General features: G+C 66.0%; 14 protein-coding genes. 11 read left to right on the top strand and 3 right to left on the bottom strand.

Annotated elements, in window-relative coordinates; genetic code table 11:
* Positions 1-53 precede the first annotated feature (53 nt).
* The 8 genes from KBC96_07560 to KBC96_07525 all read left to right on the top strand — a co-directional run bounded on the left by KBC96_07560 (position 54) and on the right by KBC96_07525 (position 9281).
* Positions 54-926, top strand: coding sequence for an NAD(+)/NADH kinase (locus KBC96_07560; GenBank protein MBP6964245.1), 873 nt, complete (start codon positions 54-56; stop codon positions 924-926).
* A gap of 198 nt (positions 927-1124) precedes the next feature.
* Complete coding sequence (recN, locus tag KBC96_07555; GenBank protein ID MBP6964244.1) at positions 1125-2813, top strand: DNA repair protein RecN; 1689 nt, start codon at positions 1125-1127, stop codon at positions 2811-2813.
* On the top strand, positions 2810-5155 hold the full coding sequence (locus KBC96_07550; GenBank protein ID MBP6964243.1) for a hypothetical protein: 2346 nt from the start codon (positions 2810-2812) through the stop codon (positions 5153-5155). Before recN ends, KBC96_07550 begins: the two co-directional genes overlap by 4 nt.
* A 28-nt stretch (positions 5156-5183) precedes the next feature.
* Positions 5184-5387 carry a 4Fe-4S binding protein gene (locus KBC96_07545; protein ID MBP6964242.1) on the top strand — a complete coding sequence of 68 codons (204 nt, stop codon included), beginning with the start codon at positions 5184-5186 and terminating at the stop codon, positions 5385-5387.
* A 1-nt stretch (position 5388) separates the two neighbouring features.
* On the top strand, positions 5389-6594 hold the full coding sequence (locus tag KBC96_07540; GenBank protein ID MBP6964241.1) for a 3-methyl-2-oxobutanoate dehydrogenase subunit VorB: 1206 nt from the start codon (positions 5389-5391) through the stop codon (positions 6592-6594).
* The gene (locus KBC96_07535) at positions 6578-7321 is read left to right on the top strand and encodes a 2-oxoglutarate oxidoreductase (GenBank protein ID MBP6964240.1); all 744 of its coding nucleotides are present in this window, start codon (positions 6578-6580) and stop codon (positions 7319-7321) included. Before KBC96_07540 ends, KBC96_07535 begins: the two co-directional genes overlap by 17 nt.
* 25 nt (positions 7322-7346) lie before the next feature.
* Positions 7347-7886, top strand: a complete 540-nt coding sequence (locus tag KBC96_07530) for a 2-oxoacid:acceptor oxidoreductase family protein (GenBank protein MBP6964239.1) — start codon at positions 7347-7349, stop codon at positions 7884-7886.
* 594 nt (positions 7887-8480) lie between these two features.
* A complete protein-coding gene (locus KBC96_07525; protein MBP6964238.1) occupies positions 8481-9281 on the top strand; it encodes a C40 family peptidase in 801 nt (266 codons plus the stop codon).
* 765 nt (positions 9282-10046) lie between these two features.
* Here KBC96_07525 and KBC96_07520 read toward each other — a convergent pair.
* Positions 10047-10880: a DUF1819 family protein gene (locus KBC96_07520; GenBank protein ID MBP6964237.1), complete on the bottom strand. Its 834-nt coding sequence runs from the start codon at positions 10878-10880 to the stop codon at positions 10047-10049.
* Between the two features lie 792 nt (positions 10881-11672).
* On the opposite strand from KBC96_07520, the gene KBC96_07515 reads away from it, so the two are divergent.
* A complete protein-coding gene (locus tag KBC96_07515; GenBank protein ID MBP6964236.1) occupies positions 11673-13649 on the top strand; it encodes a hypothetical protein in 1977 nt (658 codons plus the stop codon).
* Positions 13650-14913: 1264 nt separating this feature from the next.
* The gene (locus tag KBC96_07510) at positions 14914-16458 is read left to right on the top strand and encodes an AAA family ATPase (protein ID MBP6964235.1); all 1545 of its coding nucleotides are present in this window, start codon (positions 14914-14916) and stop codon (positions 16456-16458) included.
* Positions 16459-16711: 253 nt separating this feature from the next.
* Here the strand turns inward: KBC96_07510 and KBC96_07505 are convergent, their stop codons facing one another.
* A complete protein-coding gene (locus KBC96_07505) occupies positions 16712-17272 on the bottom strand; it encodes a four helix bundle suffix domain-containing protein (GenBank protein ID MBP6964234.1) in 561 nt (186 codons plus the stop codon).
* A 214-nt stretch (positions 17273-17486) separates the two neighbouring features.
* Between KBC96_07505 and KBC96_07500 the strand changes: the two genes are divergently transcribed.
* The gene (locus tag KBC96_07500) at positions 17487-18851 is read left to right on the top strand and encodes a hypothetical protein (protein ID MBP6964233.1); all 1365 of its coding nucleotides are present in this window, start codon (positions 17487-17489) and stop codon (positions 18849-18851) included.
* Positions 18852-18943: 92 nt separating this feature from the next.
* Here the strand turns inward: KBC96_07500 and cysK are convergent, their stop codons facing one another.
* Positions 18944-19834: a cysteine synthase A gene (gene cysK / locus KBC96_07495; protein ID MBP6964232.1), complete on the bottom strand. Its 891-nt coding sequence runs from the start codon at positions 19832-19834 to the stop codon at positions 18944-18946.
* Positions 19835-20133 lie beyond the last annotated feature (299 nt).

Genomic DNA, 20133 nt, shown 5'->3' with positions numbered 1-20133 from the left:
GGCGCGCCCGCATCTGCTATAATCACTTGATTCCCACCGTGACGCAAGAGACCATGAAGACCATCGCAATCATACTGAATACGACCAAGCAGGCGGCGGTCGAGCTTGCCCGCAGCCTCGCGCCGCACCTGCAGGGCAGGGGCGCCTCCGTCATCATCGAGTCGGACGCCGCCGGGGAGTGCGGCTTCCCCGAGCTTGCGGCCACTCCCAGGGAACTCTCGTCGGCGGACTTCGCGCTCGTGCTCGGCGGCGACGGGACTCTCCTGCGCGCCGGGCGGATCATGGCTCCCGCCGGGGTCCCGATGCTCGGCGTGCGGTTCGGCGAGTTCGGCTTCATGACCGACGTTCTGCCGGGGGACGCGCAGTCCGCCGTGGACGCCGTTTTGGAAGGCCGATGCGAGGTCGAGGAGCGTATGATGCTCCGGGCCTCGGTCAGCCGAGGGGGGAAGGAGATCGCCTCCGCCGCCGCGCTGAATGACGCGGTGATCCACAAGGGCCCGCTCGCCCGCATGCTCCGCCTGCAGGCCTACGTCTCGGACAAGTACATCACCACCTACCAGGCCGACGGGCTGATCGTCGCGACGCCTACCGGCTCGACCGCCTACTCGCTCTCAGCCGGGGGGCCGTTGGTGGCGCCCGAGCTGAGCGTCACGATCATCACCCCGATCTGCCCGCACACGCTCAACGTGCGGCCGCTCCTGGTGCCTAGCCGCGAGATCGTCAAGGTAGTGATCGGCGGCGACATCGAGGAAGTCGTCATGCTCACGGTGGACGGCCAGGTCGGGGTCCGGTTGGAGGAGGGCGACGAGGTCCTCGTCGGGGAGTCCGAGCACAAGGCGCGGCTCATCGAGGTCGGCGGCATGACGTTCTTCGACAAGCTCCAGAGCAGGCTCCGCTGGGGCGGGCGGTTCGACTGTGAGGTGTGAGGATAGAGGAATGACGGGGGAGAGGGAAACCCGACAGCCCTGAGTGTCCGCTCCGGCGGATGTATCGAAGGGCGGCCTGCGGAGCGCCCAATGCAGTGCAGGCCCGACCGTCCTTCGATACGCGCCCGGAGGCGCACTCAGGACTGACGGCTCTGTCGCTCATCCCTCCTCTCTTCTCCATCCTCGGGTTTCCATGCCATGATCCAGCAGCTTTTCATCAAAGACTTCGCGGTGATAGACAGCCTCGAGCTGGAGTTCGGCCCCGGCCTCAACATCCTCACCGGCGAGACCGGCTCCGGCAAGTCCATCATCGTTGACGCAATCAACATCGCGCTCGGCGAGCGGGCCGACGCCGACGCCATCCGCAGCGGGTGCGAGCGGGCCACCGTCGAGGCGGTCCTCGACGTCTCCGGCCTCGATCCCGGGGGGCTCTCGTCCATGAGGGAGGCGGGGTTTGCCCCTGAGGACGGCCGCGTCATCGTCAGCCGCGAGCTGACGCGCGGCGGAAAGTCCCAGTGCCGCATCAACGGCCGCCCCGCGACGGTCTCGCTCCTCAAGGAGATCACCGACCGCGCCGTTGACATCCACGGCCAGCACGACCACCAGTCCCTGCTCCGCCCGGAACGGCACCTCGACACGCTCGACGAGTGGTGCGGCGAGCCCGCGCAGGCCGAGCGGCGCCTGGTGGCGGAAGCATACGCCCGGCTGAGGGCCCTTCAGGCGGAGTTGAGCCGGCTCGAGACCGACCGGCGCGAGCGGGCACACAACATTGACCTCTACCAGTTCCAGCTCGAGGAGATCCGGGGCGCGAACCTGAGGCCGGGCGAGGAGGAGGAACTGCTCGCGGACAGGACCCGCCTCGCGAACGCCGAGAGACTTCATGCCGCCGCGTCCGCCGCTTTCGAGGCGATCGGCGACCGCGCCCAGGATATCTGCGCGCTCGACAAGCTCAGCGATGCCGTCGCGGCCCTGCACGATCTGGCCGACCTCGATCCCCTGCTTCAGCCGACCGCCGAGGTACTCCAATCGGCGCTCTACCAGGTCGAGGATGCCTCCCGGGAGCTTCGCGCCTACCGGGATGCGGTCGAGTTCAGCCCGGAGCGGCTCGAGGCGATCGAGGAGCGGCTCGACGTTCTGCGGGCCCTCAAGCGCAAGTACGGGGAGACCGTCGAGGAGATCGAGGCATACGGCGTGGAGGTAGAGCGGAAGCTCGACGCCCTGGCGCACGGCGAGGAGCGCACCGAGGAACTGACGGGGGAGATCGAGCGAGCGAGTCTCGAGGCCGGGTCGCATGCCCGGGCGCTGTCCGAGATCCGGCGCAGGGGCGGCGCGGATTTCGCCTCGCGCATCGTCGGCGAGCTGGAGATGCTCAGCATGCCAAACGCTCTCTTCGAGGTCTCCCAGGCGGAAAAGCCCCTCGACGCGGCCGGGGTTGACGACGTGGAGTTCCTGATCTCGGCGAACCCCGGCGAGCCCGTCAAGCCGCTCGCGAAGATCGCGTCCGGGGGAGAGATGTCGCGCATCATGCTCGCCGTCAAGTCCGTGATCGCGTCGGCGGACAGGCTGCCGACTCTCATTTTCGACGAGATTGACGTCGGCATCGGCGGGCGCACGGCGGACGTGATCGGCGAGAAGCTCCAGGCGCTCGCGGCGAGTTGCCAGGTGCTCTGCATAACTCACCTGCCCCAGATAGCCAGCCGACCGGCGGACCACTTCCGCATCGAGAAGCGGCTCGAGGACGGGCGGACGGTCGTTCGGGTCCGCCGCCTCGACGACGAGGAGCGCGTGGAGGAGCTTTCCCGGATGCTCGGCGGCGCGGACCCCTCGGACACGGCGGTGCGGCACGCGCGCGAGATGCTCTCGGGCAGGGGCGGTCGCAGGCCATGATGAGACTGCCTCGCTCCAGACGGGTCTCCGCGCGGTTCGTCCTTCTCCTGGGCGTGGTCCTGTTCGCGCTCGGCCTGGTCGCCATGACGGCCGCTCTGCGCGGGAATCGGCCCGCCGTCCCCGAGAAGGCCCCCTCCGACGGGTCCGGCGCCGTCACGAAGCAGGAACGGCCCCCCGAGCCCGACGTGGTCTGCGGCCTGACCATAGTGAGCCCGTCGAGCGGCGAATCGGTCGGAGGCAAGATCCGCGTCACCCTCCGCGTGCGAACCCGGAAGTCCAGGCTCACCCATCTGAACGTGCGGATCGGCGAGGACAACCCCACCTGGCCGGGCGACTGGACCGAGTTCGTGAACGGCAGGCCGTCGAATCCCGAGAAGGAGCGCGTCGAGGAGTCCGGCGTCGGCGTGAAGGTCTACACCTGGGAGTGGGACACCCTCCCGGCGCGCAACGGCAGGTTCGTCGTCCGCGCGGAAGGCGACTTCGAGCTGGAGGACGACGGCGGGACGAAAAGCTGCGCCGTCGAGCAGCGCTTCTCAGTCCTGAACCTATCGGTCGCGTCGAGCGATCCGAAGTCGTATATCGTCTGGCTCGGCGAGCAGGGGCGCACCAGGCCGATCTCCGTCAATCTCAGGGACGACGACCTGCGCGGCGGCCCGGTCATGCTCAAGCTCAGCATATACCCGACCGAGACCGAGCAGGGCGGCTCGGGCGACCCGATTCGGGTGATGACCGCCAACGTGGTCCGCCTCGATTCGAAGGCGACCTCCATGACGTGGACTTTCCAGTGGGACGGCAAGGACGGCCGCAACTCCTACGTGCGTCCCGGCGTATACTCATTTGAGGTAGAGGCATCTCAGCAGAGCGACGGCGACTCCGCGTCCCTTCGGAGCGGCGAAGCCCAGAACGGCCGTCCCCGGCCCCTGCTTTCCGTCGAGCGCGCCCGGACGAGCGACGGGCAGTACCTGTACGAGGCCGAGTTCGCGGGCGAGCGGAACAACGGCACCCCCGGCCGGTCGGACGATGATTTCTTCGAGTACTACGTGCCGTACCGCCTGTCGGACGCGGCGGACGTCAACCCGATCGAGGGGCACGTCCGCCTGCTGAGCCCGCGGCTCCAGCAGGTCTACCGGTGGAACGTCGCCGACCTGATCTGCCGGGAACACCGGGGCGCTCACGACGGCCTCGACGCGGACAGGCGCGGGATCCGGCACTCGGTGCTCGTGCGCGTGCCGAAGGAGTTCATGCCGGCCGACGGGATGTACCGGTTCGTACTCGACTTCCGCGACGATCACGGCTACCGCTACCGCGGGCAGGTCGGCAGGTTGGCCCTTCCGCTGACCGTGCTGGCCCCGAGGTACAGGATCGAGGGCTTCAAGACGGGGCAGTTCTACGTGGCGTGGTGCCGCTCGGAGGCCGTCGAGAACATCCTGAAGCGCACCCTCGACGTGGGGTGGGCGGACCGCGTCTCGCGGGAAGGAAAACCGGTGGGGAAGGCGAACTCAGGTATGGAGGGGGCCGCAAAACGCTGGGTCAGGGACGACCCCCGAAAAGTGTTTCTCGTCAGGCGCGGGACGAAGGAAGCGGCGCCCGAGTGGTTCGGCGCCCGCCCCGGGGAGATTCGGGCGGCGGTGAACGGCGGGCTCATCGGCCTGCCGCTGATGGAGCCGGTCGGGGACCTCGGCGCCGGTTCGGGCTGGCGGTACTGCATACCGAGCCCCAGGGCCGGCCTCTGGGCGTTCAGCATGGACCCGTCCGGCGGCGGATTCGCGAGCGCGGAGGTGGAGCAGGCCCCGGTCTACTCACACTGGCTCGAGCGGACCGTCCCCGACGTCTATCACGCGCCGAAGTCGGTCAGGGAGGCGTATCCCTACGGGCGCGGGCCGCTGGGCCTGCTCGTGAAGGACGGCGCGAACATGAGCGCCCCGTCGTGGTGGCCGCCGATAGTGCCGGGCTCGTCGCTCTCGGTTGACCTCCCGATGCAGAGGAGCGCGATAGCGTTCTCGGACGACGCGGGCGGCGGACGAAGGCATTTCTTCCTGGTCAGCGCCACGTCGTGCACCTGGGCGATGATGGCGGAGTTTCTCTCGTCCGGCGGAGGGCTGGCCGGCTCCATGCGGGCGATGCTCGGGCGGCGCGACGGGTATCCCGTCGAGCTGACGATCTCGAGGGCGTTCATGCTCGACGGCGGCACGAGCACGCAGTTCGCCTACAGGGCGGCCGATTCCGGGGGCAGGGTTTTCAGGGACATAGTCCTCCCCGGCCGCGACAGGCGCATCACGGACATCGTCGCGGTGAGGGCGGCCTGCGCCGATCTCGGCAACCGTCCGATGCGCGTGAACTGAGCCGCCCGGGCCGAAAGGAGTTCGAGCGTTGGGCAACATTCTGATAAACAGGGAGCGGTGCAAGGGCTGCGAACTCTGCGTCTCCTTCTGTCCGCGGAATCTCATCCGCCTCTCCGAGGAGTTCAACAGCAAGGGACAGCACCCCGCCGAGTTCGAGGAGTCCGAGGAGTGCACGGGGTGCACCGTCTGCGCGATGATGTGTCCCGACGTCGCGATCGAGGTGTACAAGTAGCATGTCCAAGCGAGTATTGATGAAAGGCAACGAGGCCGTCGTGAAGGGCGCGATAGCCGCTCAGTGCCGAGCCTTCTTCGGGTACCCCATCACCCCGCAGAACGAGGTCCCGGAGTACATGTCGCGCTACATGCCCGAGGCCGGCGGGGTGTTCATCCAGGCCGAGAGCGAGATCGCGGCGATCAACATGGTCTACGGCGCGGCCTGCGCCGGAATACGCGCGATGACGTCGTCGTCCAGCCCGGGGGTCAGCCTCAAGCAGGAGGGACTCTCGTACATCGCCGGCGCCCAGCTTCCCTGCGTGATAGCCAACGTCCAGCGGGGCGGCCCGGGCCTCGGGAACATCGCTCCCGCCCAGGCCGACTACTTCCAGGCGGTGAAGGGCGGCGGGCACGGCGACTACAAGCTTCTCACGCTCGCGCCCTGGTCCGTGCCGGAGATGTTCCACCACGCGGTCCTCGCCTTCGACCTCGCGGACAAGTACCGCAACCCCGCGATGATCCTCTCCGACGCCATCGTCGGCCAGATGCTCGAGCCGATAGACATCCCGGACAGCGTGGAGGTCAACATCCCCGACAAGCCGTGGGCGACCACCGGCGCGAAGGGCCGCGCGAGGAACGCCGTCACCTCGCTCTACATCGTGCCCGAGGACCTCGAGGAGATCAACCTTCAGATACAGGCGAAATACGCCGCCGCCTGCCGGGACGAAGTCCGGTGGGAGGAGTACGAGACGGACGACGCCGACCTCGTGCTGGTGGCATACGGCAGCACCGCCCGGATATGCCGCACCACGATGAGCCTCGCCAGGAAGAAGGGGCTCAAGGTCGGGCTGTTCCGCCCGATCTCGCTGTTCCCGTTCCCGACGAACCAGATTTCGCGGCTCGCCCTCGCCGGCAAGCAGTTCCTCGTCGCGGAGCTGAGCGCGGGCCAGATGGTCGAGGACGTGCGGCTGGCGGTCAACGGCGCGGCGAGCGTGGACTTCCACGGAAGGCTGGGCGGAACGGTGATGAGCCCCCTGGAGGTCCTGGAAAAGGCCGAGGCGGTTCTCAGCCGGCCCCTCTTCCCGGGGTTCGGCCAGGCCGTGGTGGACGGAAGGCTGGTTGACGGGAACGGCACGGTGTGCCCGTCGGCGACCGACTCCCCGGTTTCGAATACCCTCGGCGCCGCCGCCGAGGCCGGAGGTGGATCAGATGCAGCAGGTATTTAGCCGCCCCGAGGCGCTTGCGGACGTCGGCATGGCGTACTGCTCCGGATGCACCCACGGCATCCTGCACCGCCTGGTCGCCGAGGTGATAGACGAGCTGGAACTCCTCGAGCGCACGATATGCATCTGCCCCGTGGGATGCTCGGTCTTCATGTACGAGTACATGTCCTGCGACTCGATCGAGGCGTCGCACGGGAGGGCCCCCGCCGTCGCCACCGGCGTGAAACGGGCGCTCCCCGACCGGGTGGTGTTCACATACCAGGGCGACGGCGACCTGGCCGCGATAGGCACGGCGGAGATCGTCCATGCCGCCGCGCGCGGCGAAAACATCAGCGTAATCTTCGTCAACAACACGACTTACGGCATGACCGGCGGCCAGATGGCCCCGACCACCATGCCCGGCCAGGAGACGACCACCACCCCCGGCGGGCGCAGCGTCGCGACCGCGGGCAACCCGATCAGGGTCTGCGAGCTTCTGTCGTCGCTCGACGGCGTGGCATATCTCGCCCGAACCGCCGCGACGAGCCCCAAGGGCGTGATGACCACGAAGAAGGCGATCAAGACCGCCTTCACCATGCAGCTCCAGGGCAAGGGGTTCTCGCTCGTCGAGGTGCTCTCCACCTGCCCGACCCAGTGGGGCATGACGCCGCTCGACTCGATGAAGCACGTGGACGAGGTGATGGCCCCGTACTACCCGCTAGGGGTGTACAAAGACGTGGACGCCGTCTGACCCGTCCGACAAAGAGGTGGGAACCATGCACGAAGAGATAATCATGGCCGGGACCGGCGGCCAGGGGATAATGATAATGGGCCAGCTCCTCGCCCACGCCGCGATGTCCGAGGGGAAGCACGTCGTCTGGTTCCCCTCCTACGGGCCGGAAGCTCGCGGCGGGACGGCCGACTGCACGGTCATCATCTCGACCGAGGAGATCGGGTCGCCGATCTCGTCGAACCCGGACACGCTGATCGGCATGCACCAGTTCCTCTACGACAAGTTCCAGCCGAACGTGAAGCCCGGCGGCAAGGTGATGATCAACAGCTCGCTGATAGACCCCGGCACCGCCCGGGACGACCTGCACGCCCTCGAAGTCCCCGCCAATGCCGCCGCGGAGGAGATGGGAAACTCCCGGGCGGCGAACATGATCATGCTCGGGGCGTACGTCCGGTCAACGGGCATCGTCTCGATGGACTCGCTCGTCGCGGCCCTCCCGGAGGTGCTCCCGCCCCACCGGCACAAGCTCATCCCGATCAACGAGAAGGCGCTTCGCAGAGGAGCGGAGCTTGCCCTGAGTTGACATCAGGCAGGTGAAGGGTGATGAGTTATTAGTGATGGGTGATGAGTGATTGGTGATGGGTGATGAGTGATTAGTGATGGGTGATGAGTGACGTGCAAGAGCCGCCCCGCCGTCATGCTGAGCTTGACTCAGCATCCATCCGGGGTGGTCCTGGATCCTGAATCGAGTTCAGGATGACGACACGTCGTTCAGGATGACGGTCGGTCGTTCAGGGTGACGCCGGTACTACATGCGACACACACCGTCAGCCCTGAGTGCTCGGAGCGAAGCGGAGAGTGTATCGAAGGGCGCGGGGAAGCAGAACCCCCTCGGCCCGGAGGCCGGTCCCCCTTGACAAGGGGGACAGCCCGGAAGCTCTCTCCTTGAGCAAGAAGCCACACCTGCTCCCCTCCTTGTCAAGGAGGGGCTGGGGGAGGTTCCGGGAGGCCGTCCCATTCGCTGGACTCTGAACCCGAGTAGGAGCAGGTTACTGTAGGGGCCAAGCATTTGCCCTTCGGACTGAGACCCGGCGTCGGACATGAGCGCAAATGCTTCGCCCGATTGGAGTACGAGTACGAGTACGATTACGAGTAGGAGTAGGAGCAGGAGGAAAGAATGCACGGAACGATCACGAAGAACGTGGCGGCGATGTACGCCGAGACCACCCGCAACTCCGAGCAGGTGAGCCAGGCGATAATGGGCCAGCCGGTCGAGATCGAGAAGGAAGAAGGCGGCTGGCTTTACATACGGACCTGGGACGGCTACCACGGCTGGATCGAGGCCCGGTGGGTGCGCGAGGGCGAGTGGAGCCCGGCCCGGATAGCGGCGGTACTGCCCGCCTTCTCATACGCGTACCGGGCGCCCGACGCGTCATCGGGCCATCACACGATCCTCGTCGTCACTGCCGCGATGGAGGCGCTCGGGACCGACGGGAAGTTTGCGCGCGTGCGGCTTCCGGACGGACGGGAGGCATGGGTGCCGGCGAACGAAGTGAGCGTGACTCCGGCGGGCGACCAGATGCTCCCGTTCGGCGCGACCGGCGCGGAGATCGTCGAGACCGGCCGGCGGTTCATCGGCGTGCCGTACCTCTGGGGCGGCTCCAGTCCGTTCGGCATTGACTGCTCGGGGTTCGTGCAGCTCAGCTACAAGCTGAACGGCATCCACCTGCTCCGCGACGCGGGCATCCAGGCGGGCGATCCGAGGGCGGTCCCGGTCGAGAAGGGCGATCTCGTTGCGGGCGACCTGGTCTTCTTCGCGGGTGGCGAGGACAAGGCCCGGATCACGCACGTCGGGATGGCGGTCGGCGACGGGACGTTCATTCACTCATCCGGGGGCGCGGGCGTCGGGATAAACCGCCTGACGGATGAGCCATACGAGGCGAACTACTGGGGCGCGCGGAGGATGCCGGGGGTGTAGCGCCCCCGCCCCTGCTCCGACTCGTACTCCTACTCGTACTCGTAATCGTCCTCGAATCGGGCGAAGCATTTGCGGTCATGTCCGACGCCGGGTCTCAGTCCGAAGGGCAAATGCTTGGCCCCTGCAGTAACCTCCTCGGTTTCAAGGTTCGAGCAATGGGACGGCCTCTCCCGGAACCTCCCCCGGCCCCTCCTTGACAAGGAGGGGAGCAGGTGTGGCTTCTTGCGCAAGGAGGAGAGCTTCCGGGCTGTCCCCCTTGTCAAGGGGGACCGGCCTCCGGGCCGAGGGGGTTCTGCTTCCCCGCGCCCTTCGATACACTCTCCGCTTCGCTACGAGCACTCAGGGCTGACGGAGATAGGTGGTCGGAAGAAAACCCGCTAGTCCTGAGTGCGTCCTCCGGGACGTGTATCGAAGGACGGTGGCATAGGTACAGAGGTTGGTGGAGCAAGGCCGCCCTTCGATACACTCCCCGCTTCGCTCCGAGCACTCAGGGCTGAGGGAGATAGGTGGCCGGAAGAAGACCCGCTAGTCCTGAGTGCGTCCTCCGGGACGTGTATCGAAGGACGGCGGCACAGGTGCAGGGGCTGACGGTGTGTGTCAGACGAAAGGCCGGCGTCACCCTGAACAACCGACCCTCATCCTGAACGACGTGTCGTCATCCTGAACTCGATTCAGGATCCAGGACCCTCCGGATGGATGCTGAGTCAAGCTCAGCATGACGGTGTGGTGTTCACTCATCACCCATCACTCATCACTCATCACCAATCACGCCCCGCCCAGCGCCTCCACCAGTTCCCCCAGGCTCCCGTGGACGAGGCGCCAGTACCGCCCGTCGGCCGCCAGGAGCCTCTTCTTCTCCGCCGCCTTCGCCAGCGAGTCCATCTGAAGGCCGCTCAGCAGGAAAACCTTCGCAAACGCCGAGTTCCGGAGCCTGTCCGTCGAGATCAGCAGGCTCTCGCTCAGGAACTCCTCGCAGATGCAGTACGCGAAAACCTCGGGGCGCGGGATGTGCGGCAGAGGGTAGTACCCGTGCACCCGCCTGCGCCCCAGGGTCACCGATATCGTGTCGAGTATCCCCGCCTGCCGCATGATGCGGAGCGCGAGCGCGATCGTCCGGGGGCTGTCGAACCCCCAGACCCTCCGGGCGTACTCGATGGCGAAGTCCCGCGTGATGACCGAGTCCACCGAGAAGAGAGTCGCCGTGTTCAGCATGTGGAACTCCGGCTCGCCGTACCCCTGCGGGATCTTGCCCAGCACGAAGTAGGCGTGGAACAGCTCGCCCGCGACTGCCTCGATCAACGGGTCGGTCCGGGCCGCGCGCCAGTAGATAAGGTCGCGCCGGACCTCGTCGCTCTTTTGCGCCGAGACCATCTTCAGGAACGCGGCCGCGGGAAACGTGCCGTCCGGGTTCACGAAATACCGCTGGATGATCTTCGTCGCGACGCGGTCCCTGGTGGTGTATGAGGAGTAGGGGAGGGCCTCCGAGATGCGGGCATGAAGCTCCTTGCGGCGCGGGGCGTCGGCGAACGATTCGATCGCCCGAATGCTCTCGTCGTAGTGGAGTTCCTGGCTGAAGACTGTGAATCCCTCGGGTGACACGCCCATCCCTGCCGATCGCCTGCGGATTTGGCCTGGGACATCATATCAGATAGTCGCCTCGCGTTCAACAGCCGGCTCGGAGCGAGTGGCCGGCAGCCGCAACCGTCCAGTCCTGAGTGCGCCTCCGGGCGTGTATCGAAGCCTGTCCTGAGTAGCGCAGCGTATCGAAGGAGACGGCCTTCCGGAACCTCCCCCGGCCCCTCCTTGATAAGGAGGGGAGCGACTCCGCTGTCCCCCTTGTCAAGGGGGACCGGCCTCCGGGCCGAGGGGGTTCTGCTTCCCAGCCGCCCTTCGATACACTCTCCGCTTCGCTCCGAGCACTCAGGGCTGACGGAGATAGGTTGCAGGAAGAAGACCCGCTAGTCCTGAGTGCGCGCTCCGGCGCGTGTATCGAAGGACGGCCTCCCGGAACCTCCCCCGGCCCCTCCTTGATAAGGAGGGGAGCGTCCGGGCTGTCCCCCTTGTCAAGGGGGACCGGCCTCCGGGCCGAGGGGGTTCTGCTTCCCCGCGCCCTTCGATACACTCTCCGCTTCGCTCCGAGCACTCAGGGCTGACGGTGATAGGTTACAGGAAGAAGCCCCGCTAGTCCTGAGTGCGCCTCCGGGCGTGTATCGAAGGACGGCCTCGCGCGCCTCTCGGTACGCCCTTCGGGCTACTCGAGGAGAACGGCCTCTGAGCTTGCCCACTCTCCCCATCCGTTGACAACGCGCGCCCCCGGCGATATACTCAGGGAGACGCCGCATCCGAAGTACGCCCGGCGCGGGTCCCCTCCGCCGCTCACGAGCAGCCGACATGGAAGTATCCGGCACCGACAACCGCATCGAGCGCACCGGCATATCCCTCCGCGCGATAATCGTCGGCCTCATCCTGGTGGCCGTCGTGTGCTTCGTCGTATCCTGGGGCGAGCTGGTCATCATGAGCATCCAGATCGGCTTCCTCCAGATGCCGCCCGCCGTCATCGGCATATTCTTCTTCCTGCTCCTCCTGAACAAGGGCATGCAGAGGCTCAGGCGCGCGCTCGGCCTCAGCGCCGGCGAGCTGATGATGATCTACTGCATGATGCTCGTCGCCTCCATGATATCGTCGCGCGGCATTATCGAGAAGATCATCCCCCTGCTCGTCACGCCGAACTACTTCGCCAACCCGGCAAACCGCTGGCAGGAGCTGTTCTTCCCGAACATCAAGAAGTGGATGGTCCCGTTCGACCCGGACGGCGGCACACAGCAGTTCGAGGCCCTCAGGTTCTTCGAGGGGCTCCGCTCCGGGGAGGGCATCCCGTGGAGCGCGTGGGTCGTGCCGCTCCTCGCCTGGAGCGCGCTCGTACTGCTCGTCATCTTCGCCTTCCTGTGCCTGGCGACGATCCTTCGGCGGCAGTGGGTGGACAACGAGAAGCTCGCCTTCCCGCTCGTTCAGCCGCCGCTCGCGCTCGTTAGGGACGACCAGCCGGGCGGCCCGCTCTTCGGCAACAGGCTCTTCTGGGGGGGAGTCGCCCTCCCGGCCGCAATATTCGCCTTCAACGGCCTGCACAACTGGTACCCGAACATCCCGGCGGTCAACCTGGCCCAGAACCTCAACCAGTACCTCGTGAACCCGCCGTGGGACAGCATGTACTTCACCACGATGTACCTCTCCTTCGCGGCGATCGGCTTCTTCTTCCTCCTGCCCTCTGACGTGCTCTTCGCGATATGGTTCTTCGCGATACTGGCGCGCGTTCAGGACGTCGTGGCGACCTCTTTCAACATGGAGCCGCAGGTGATGCCGATGTACGGCACGCCGCTCTTCATCGGCTACCAGACCGCGGGGGCCTACTGCGTCCTGGCGGGCTACCTGGTCTACATCTCGCTGCCGCACCTGCGGAAGGTCGGGCGCGCGGCGTTCATGATGGAGAAGGCCGACGACGAGCAGGAGATGATTCCGTACAGCGTCGCCTTCTGGGGGCTGTTCCTCAGCCTGGCGCTGATAATGGGGTGGTGCCACCTGGCCGGGATGTCGCTCTGGATCGCCCTGCTCGAGTTCGGCGTGTTCATATTCGTGATCGCGCTCGTGATGGCGAGGAGCACCGCGGAGGCCGGCATGCTGATGACCGAGACCAGCTTCCGCCCGATAGACTTCTACCGGATGTTCGCGCCGGTCCACTCGCTCGGCCCGGGCAACGTGATGATGCTTACCTTCTTCGACGGGGCGTTCCTGCGAGACCAGCGCGGCCTCCTGCTGACGGGCTTCCTCGACGGCCTGAAGATATCGGACGGCAGCAACGTCCGCCGCCGCGCGTTCCTGCCGGTGTTTCTCATCGCGATCCTGGCGGCGCTGGCGGTCGCCGGGTTCATCCAGATATGGCTGCCGTACACGAAGGGCGGCATCACCCTGTATACATATGTCTACCAGGGCAACAACCTGTGGGCGTTCGGCGAGTACCAGCAGCACATGGCGAGCTCGACGGCGCTCACGTGGCAGGCGCCGGTGTTCTTCGCGGTCGGGGTGATCGTGACGGCGTTCCTGGCGTACATGCGGGCGATGTTCTTCTGGTGGCCGTTCCACCCGCTGGGTTACGCGCTCTGCATCTCGTGGACGACTTCGGTGTTCTGGTTCGCGTGCTTCGTCGCGTGGCTGGTGAAGGGGCTGATCCTGCGCTACGGGGGGATGAGCCTGTACGTGAAGGCGCGGCCCTGGTTCCTGGGGATGATCCTGGGGGAGTTCGGGATGGCGGTCGTCTGGGCGCTGATCGGCGCGCTCACCGGCGCCCCGACCCCGACGTTCCCCTGGCCGTGATGGGTGACCAGTGACCGGTAACCAGTTACCGGAAGAAAACCCGCTAGTCCTGAGTGCGCGCTCCGGCGCGTGTATCGAAGGACGACGGCACAGGTGCAGGGGTTGGCGGAGCAAGGCCGCCCTTCGATACACTCTCCGCTTCGCTCCGAGCACTCAGGGCTGACGGTGTGGGTGACCAGTGACCAGTTACCAGTTACCGGAAGAAGACCCGCTAGTCCTGAGTGCGCGCTCCGGCGCGTGTATCGAAGGACGGCGGCACCGGCAAGAACGCCCTTCGATACACTCTCCGCTTCGCTCCGAGCACTCAGGGCTGACGGAGTGGGTGACCAGTGACCGGTAATCAGTTACCGGAAGAAAACCCGCTAGTCCTGAGTGCGCGCTCCGGCGCGTGTATCGAAGGACGGCGGCACCGGCAAGAACGCCCTTCGATACACTCTCCGCTTCGCTCCGAGCACTTAGGGCTGACGGTGTGGGTGACCAGTGGCCGGTAACCAGTTACCGGAAGAAAACCCGCTAGTCCTGAGTGCGCGCTCCGGCGCGTGTATCGAAGGACGATGGCACAGGTGCAGGGGTTGGCGGAGCAAGGCCGCCCTTCGATACACTCTCCGCTTCGCTCCGAGCACTCAGGGCTGACGGTGTGGGTGACCAGTGACCAGTTACCAGTTACCGGAAGAAAACCCGCTAGTCCTGAGTGCGCGCTCCAGCGCGTGTATCGAAGGACGACGGCACAGGTGCAGGGGTTGGCGGAGCAAGGCCGCCCTTCGATACACTCTTCGCTTCGCTCCGAGCACTCAGGGCTGACGGAGATAGGTGGCCGGAAGAAGACCCGCTAGTCCTGAGTGCGTCCTCCGGGACGTGTATCGAAGGACGGTGGCATAGGTACAGAGGTTGGTGGAGCAAGGCCGCCCTTCGATACACTCTCCGCTTCGCTCCGAGCACTCAGGGCTGACGGTGTGTGTCGCATGTAGTACCGGCGTCACCCTGAACGACCGACCGTCATCCTGAACTCGATTCAGGATCCACAAGCCCCGGATGGATGCTGAGTCAAGCTCAGCATGACGGCGGGGCGGCTCTTGCACGTCACTCATCACCCATCACCAATCACCCATCACTAATCACTCATCACCCATCACTAATCACTCACCCGCCCCCCTCCCAAAGAATTCACGAAATCCTCTCGGTCCGTTCATTCATTTCGGGCATTTTCGCGCCCTTCATATATGGGGGAACATTTGTTCGACCGACCCCCAGGAGGAGGCCGACCATGAAACGCCCGAACGCCCAGGACCGCCCGCTCCCGCACGACATCGGCGCGGAGCAGGGGCTCATCGGATGCTACGCGATGTCCCGATGCACGCCGATCGAACCCGCCGAACTCGCGCGGGTCGAGTCAACCATCACGCTCGACCACTTCTACCGGGAGCACCACGCCCTCATCTACGACGCCCTCCGCGTGATGTTCTCCCAGGGCGCGAAGGCCCCGGACTGCCGCTGGATCAGGGAGCGCGTCGAGCGGGGGACTCCTCTCCTCGACGAGGAGGAGTCCGGCTACCTGGACCACCTGCTCGCGTCCGAGCCGTGCGCCGCCGGGCTGTCGTACTTTGCCGACCGCCTGCACCGGGCGTTCCTGCGGAGGAGGTTGATGCTGAGGATGTTCGACCTCTCCGCCCGCGCGCTGAGGGAGGACTCCCCGATCGGGGAACTGCGGGATGAGGCGAGGGGCCTCGCGCTCGGCCTGGCGGAGGGGTTCGCGCCGGACGGCCCGCCGATGCTCTCCTACCGGGAGATCGTGACCGGGGAGGTCCCGCCGGTCGAGTGGGTGGTCGAGCAGCTCGTCCCCAGGCATGGGATCACGATGATCGCGGGCGACCCGGGGGTGGGGAAGTCGTGGCTCGCGTACCACATCGCGCAGTGCGTGGCGCTCGATCTGCCGGTGCTCGGGCAGTTCGCGACGAGCCCGACGGGGGTGCTGATCCTCGACACTGAGAGCGGGCGGAACCTGCTCTCCCGGCGGATGACGAAGCTCCACCGGGGGCTGTCCCTGTCATATCCGTCCTGCGCGTCCCATACGTCCCATGGGACTGATGAGACCGACGAGACTGATGGGGCGGATGGGTCCGACGCGCCGCTATCGGTGGTCTGCGGGGCGATCCGGCTCGACGAGCCTTCGGGCCTGGCGGAACTCGGCCGGCGGATCGAGGAGGCCCGGGCCGGGCTGGTGATCATTGACCCGCTGGCGATGGTGCACGGCCTCGACGAGAACTCCAGCACGGAGATGGCGGGCCTGCTCGGGCGGCTCGGGGCGCTTGCGAAGGAGCGGGGTTGCACCCTGCTGATCGTCCACCACGCGCGGAAGCAGAGCCAGGTGTCGAACGACGCGGGCCAGCGGCTCCGGGGAAGCTCGGCGATCCGCGGGGCGCTCTCCAGCTACCTGTTCCTGAGGAAGCTCCGGTCCGGGCGGATGCAGGTGGAGCAGGCGAAGTCGCGCGAGGAGGGGGAGGTCCCGGCGTTCGAGGTGGAGGTTGCGGACGCGGAGGGCGACTCGGTTGAGGTGCGGTACGTCGGGGAGTCGTCGGCGAAGGCGGACCGGACGCAGGCGGCGCTCGACTTCGTCCTCCGCGCGCTTGCGGATGCGGGCGGCTCTCTCCCCAGGAAGGACCTGATCGAGCTGGCGAAGGTGGAGGGGATTGCCCAGCGTGCTGTCGATCGGGCACTGCGAGGGGCTGCTGAGTCTGGGGAGCTGTGTAAGATGCGGACTGGGCTGTCCGTCAGCTATCGGCTGCCCGAGCCGAGCCTCGGTCCGGAGTAGTAAGGCTTTGCCAAAGGCTCTGCCACATATGGTTTGGCAAAATGGCAAAGCCTCCACGCTCAGAATGAACAACCGCAGAGATGCATCTCGGGGAAGGCCGGTTTGCAGGCCCTCATTGAGATTCGGGCCTGCGCAAACAGCCTCGAGCCTTGGGTGAAGTGGTCTTATCCGTCCTATTCGTCCCATGGGACTTGTGGGACACATGAGACCGATGAGACTGATGAGACAGATGAGACTGATGAGACTCGTGGGACTAGCGCCCCTGCTTGCCTCGGTGGTCGAGGCGGGCGCGCATCATCCGCTCGCGGACGCCGCCCTCCTCCAGGAACTTCTTCTCCAGGCTCCTGATCTGCCGGTCGAGGAGGTAGTTGGCCTGGTGGATCAGGCAGATGACGGTGTTCGCGGCGACCTCGGGCGAGCCCTGCTCGACATACGTCTCATACGTCCCGTAGGTCACGTTCGCCCCGTAGGCCAGGTCGCGGATGACCTTCGCCTGCGGATGGTCCTTCTCCCAGATCGGGAGCTTCTTCAGGCGAAGGAAGTCCTTGTAGTCTTCGAGAAGCTCCTGCAGGCTTGCCCGGGCGACGTTGGTGAGCTTGATCTCGGTGGAACTGGAGGCGGCGGCGGCCTCGCTGCCCTCCACGATGTTCTGCTTGCCGGATCGGGCGGCCTGAACCATCTGGTCGAAGGTGCGGCTGCGCCTGTCTATGAAGCGTTCGCAGAAGAAAACGGTGGCATCGAAGACGAGGAGGGCCTTCCGGTAGGAGAGCAGGGCCTCATAGCCGCCGTGCGGCGCGATGAAGCCGTCCGGCATGACAGGCTCCTTTCCGGGTGACGTGTCCTTCATCCCATTCGTCATATTGGTCTTATCCGTCCTATGGGTCCCATGGGACCTATGAGACTGATGGGACCTATGGGACTTGTGCGACGGAGAGGGCGGGTTTCCCTGCGTACTTGCCCGTCGTGCCCCCGGGGTGCTAGAATCCCCCCGGAGGAATGCACCTATGCGCACCTGGAGGATCATTCTCATGCTGGCACTGGTCTCGTCCGCGCTCTGCGCGCAGGGCACGATAGATATCGGCGGGCGGCTCGAGCCGCTCTGGGACGACTATCTCATCGAGAAGATGGACGGCGCGAGCCTCCAACTCCATCACCCCGTTACCAGGGAGGAGGTCTTCCGCTTCGACGCGCCCTGGGAAGGCCCGACCAGCGCCTACGTGACATACCTCCACGACGGCGAGAAGTACCGGATGTACTACCGAGGCTCCGGCGATCCCGGGAGCCACGTCGAGGTCTGCTGTGTCGCCGAGAGCGCAGACGGCGTCCACTGGACGAGGCCGAACCTCGGAATCTATGAGTTCGGCGGCTCGAAGGACAACAACATCGTCTGGATGGTCTCCGGCGGCCACGCGTTCGCCCCGTTCAAGGACCCCAACCCGAACGCCAGGCCCGACGAGATCTACAAGGCCGTCGCCCCCGAGAACGCCGGCGAGCGGGTCAACGTCCTGAACGCGTTCGTGTCGCCGGACGGGTACCGCTGGAAGCAGGTGGAAGGCCCGCCGATCATCACCGACGGCAAGTTCGACTCTCAGAACCTCGCCTTCTGGGACCCGAACCGGGGCGAGTACGTCTGCTACTACCGCGACTATCGAAACCGGACGCGGGAGATCAAGCGTGCCTCGTCGAAGGACTTCGTCCACTGGAGCAAGGGCGAGTGGGTCACGTACACCGGGGCGCCGCCGGAACAGCTCTACACGAACGCGATCACCCCGTACTTCCGCGCGCCGCACGTCTACGTCGGCTTCCCGAAGCGCTTCGTGCTCGAGCGCAAGGCGGTCGAGTCTCACAAGGAGATGGGCGTCTCCGACGGCGTGTTCATGAGCGGCCGCGACGGCCTCATCTTCCATCGGTGGCCGGAAGCCTTCATGCGCCCGGGGCTCGATCAGTTGAACTGGACCGACCGCAACGTCATGGCCGCCTGGGGAATACTGGAGCTGACGCCGGGCGAGATCTCGATCTACTACTCGCAGCACTACCGCCATCCGAGCGCACACATGGTCCGCACGACGGTCCGCACCGACGGCTTCGTCTCGGTGAGCGCGGGCTACGGGGGAGGGGAGTTCGTCACGAAGCCGCTCACCTTCGAGGGGAAGGAGCTGGCGATCAACTACTCGACCTCAGGCCCGGGCGAGGTCGTCGTCGAGCTTCAGGATGCTTCGGGGAAGGCGATACCGGGGTTCGCGATGGACGACTGCCCGCCGATCTACGGCGACGAGATCGAGCGCGTGGTGAAGTGGAACGGCGGGAGCGACGTCTCATCCCTCGCGGGGAAGCCGGTCAAGCTGAGGGTGAAGCTGAAGGACGCGGACCTGTACTCGGTGAGGTTCCGGTAGCCGTCCCGTTCGTACTCCTACTCGTACTCGTACTCTCCGGAGCTCCCGATTACGATTACGAGTACGATTACGAGTACGATTACGAGTACGGGCTAGAGCAGCGCCGTGCTGAAGTACCGCTCGGCACGGTCGGGGAGGACCGTCGCGATGTTGCCGGGGATGCGCTTCGCCAGTTCACGCGCCGCCCAGACGTTCGCGCCGGACGAAATCCCCACGAGCAGGCCGAAGTCGCGCCCGAGCTGCCGCGTCGTCTCGATCGCGTCCTCGTCGGTCACCTCGATCACCTCGTCAACCAGCGACACGTCGAGCACCGCCGGGATGAACCCATCGCCGATCCCCTGAATCTGATGCAGGCCCGGCTCATGGCCGAGGAGCGCCGACACGTTCTTCGGCTCGACCGCCACGATGCGCGCGCCCGGCTTGTGCTCCTTGAGGAACGTCCCGACGCCCTGCAGGGTCCCGCCGCTCCCTACGCCCGCCACGAAGCAGTCCACCTCGCCGCCCGTCTGACGCCAGAGCTCGACCGCCGTCTGGGTGTAGTGGACCCTCGGGTTGTCGGGGTTCTCGAACTGCTGGGGGACGTAGACCCGCGGGTCGGAGGCCGCGATCTCGTTGACCCTCTTCACCGCGCCGCCGATGCTCTCGCAGTCCGGCGTGAGGATCAGCTCGGCCCCGAGCGCGAGGATCAGCTTCTTCCGTTCCTCGCTCATCCCCTCGGGCATCACGATGCGGACCTTGTACCCCTTGACCCGCCCGACGAGCGCGATCCCGATCCCGGTGTTCCCGGATGTCGGCTCGACGATGATCGAGTCGGGCGTCAACTTGCCGTCGCGCTCGGCCCCTTCGAGCATCGCAAGCGCGACCCGGTCCTTGATGCTCCCCCCGGGATTGAGAAACTCAGCCTTTGCGAATATGTTCTCGCCCTTGAGCCGGAAGAGCGGCGTGTTGCCGATGAGATCGAGTATGTTGTCGGTGAGCATGATATCCCTCGGGTGTGTGGATAGCCTGATGTTACCAGCTTTCGGCGCATTCGGCAAGCAGGCCGCCCTTCGATACACTCTCCGCTTCGCTCCGAGCACTCAGGGCTGACGGAGTGGGTGGCCGGAAGAAAACCCGCTAGTCCTGAGTGCGTCCTCTGGGACGTGTATCGAAGGACGGCGGCACAGGTGCAGGGGCTGACGGTGTGTGTCGGACGAGAGGCCGGCGTCACCCTGAACAACCGACCGTCATCCTGAACGACGTGTCGTCATCCTGAACTCGATTCAGGATCCAGGACCCACCG

It is taken from the genome of Armatimonadota bacterium, from assembly GCA_017993055.1.
Lineage (GTDB): Bacteria > Armatimonadota > UBA5829 > DTJY01 > DTJY01 > JAGONM01.
The sequence above is the reverse complement of the archived record's forward strand: the minus strand, read 5'-3'. Positions and strand labels throughout refer to the sequence as shown.

Excerpts from the sequence above, each read along its gene's own strand:
- KBC96_07560 (MBP6964245.1), top strand. The coding sequence starts at position 54 with ATGAAGACCATCGCAATCATACTGAATACGACCAAGCAGGCGGCGGTC.
- recN (MBP6964244.1), top strand. The coding sequence starts at position 1,125 with ATGATCCAGCAGCTTTTCATCAAAGACTTCGCGGTGATAGACAGCCTC.
- KBC96_07550 (MBP6964243.1), top strand. The coding sequence starts at position 2,810 with ATGATGAGACTGCCTCGCTCCAGACGGGTCTCCGCGCGGTTCGTCCTT.
- KBC96_07540 (MBP6964241.1), top strand. The coding sequence starts at position 5,389 with ATGTCCAAGCGAGTATTGATGAAAGGCAACGAGGCCGTCGTGAAGGGC.
- KBC96_07535 (MBP6964240.1), top strand. The coding sequence starts at position 6,578 with ATGCAGCAGGTATTTAGCCGCCCCGAGGCGCTTGCGGACGTCGGCATG.
- KBC96_07530 (MBP6964239.1), top strand. The coding sequence starts at position 7,347 with ATGCACGAAGAGATAATCATGGCCGGGACCGGCGGCCAGGGGATAATG.
- KBC96_07525 (MBP6964238.1), top strand. The coding sequence starts at position 8,481 with ATGCACGGAACGATCACGAAGAACGTGGCGGCGATGTACGCCGAGACC.
- KBC96_07515 (MBP6964236.1), top strand. The coding sequence starts at position 11,673 with ATGGAAGTATCCGGCACCGACAACCGCATCGAGCGCACCGGCATATCC.
- KBC96_07510 (MBP6964235.1), top strand. The coding sequence starts at position 14,914 with ATGAAACGCCCGAACGCCCAGGACCGCCCGCTCCCGCACGACATCGGC.
- KBC96_07505 (MBP6964234.1), bottom strand. The coding sequence starts at position 17,272 with ATGCCGGACGGCTTCATCGCGCCGCACGGCGGCTATGAGGCCCTGCTC.
- KBC96_07500 (MBP6964233.1), top strand. The coding sequence starts at position 17,487 with ATGCTGGCACTGGTCTCGTCCGCGCTCTGCGCGCAGGGCACGATAGAT.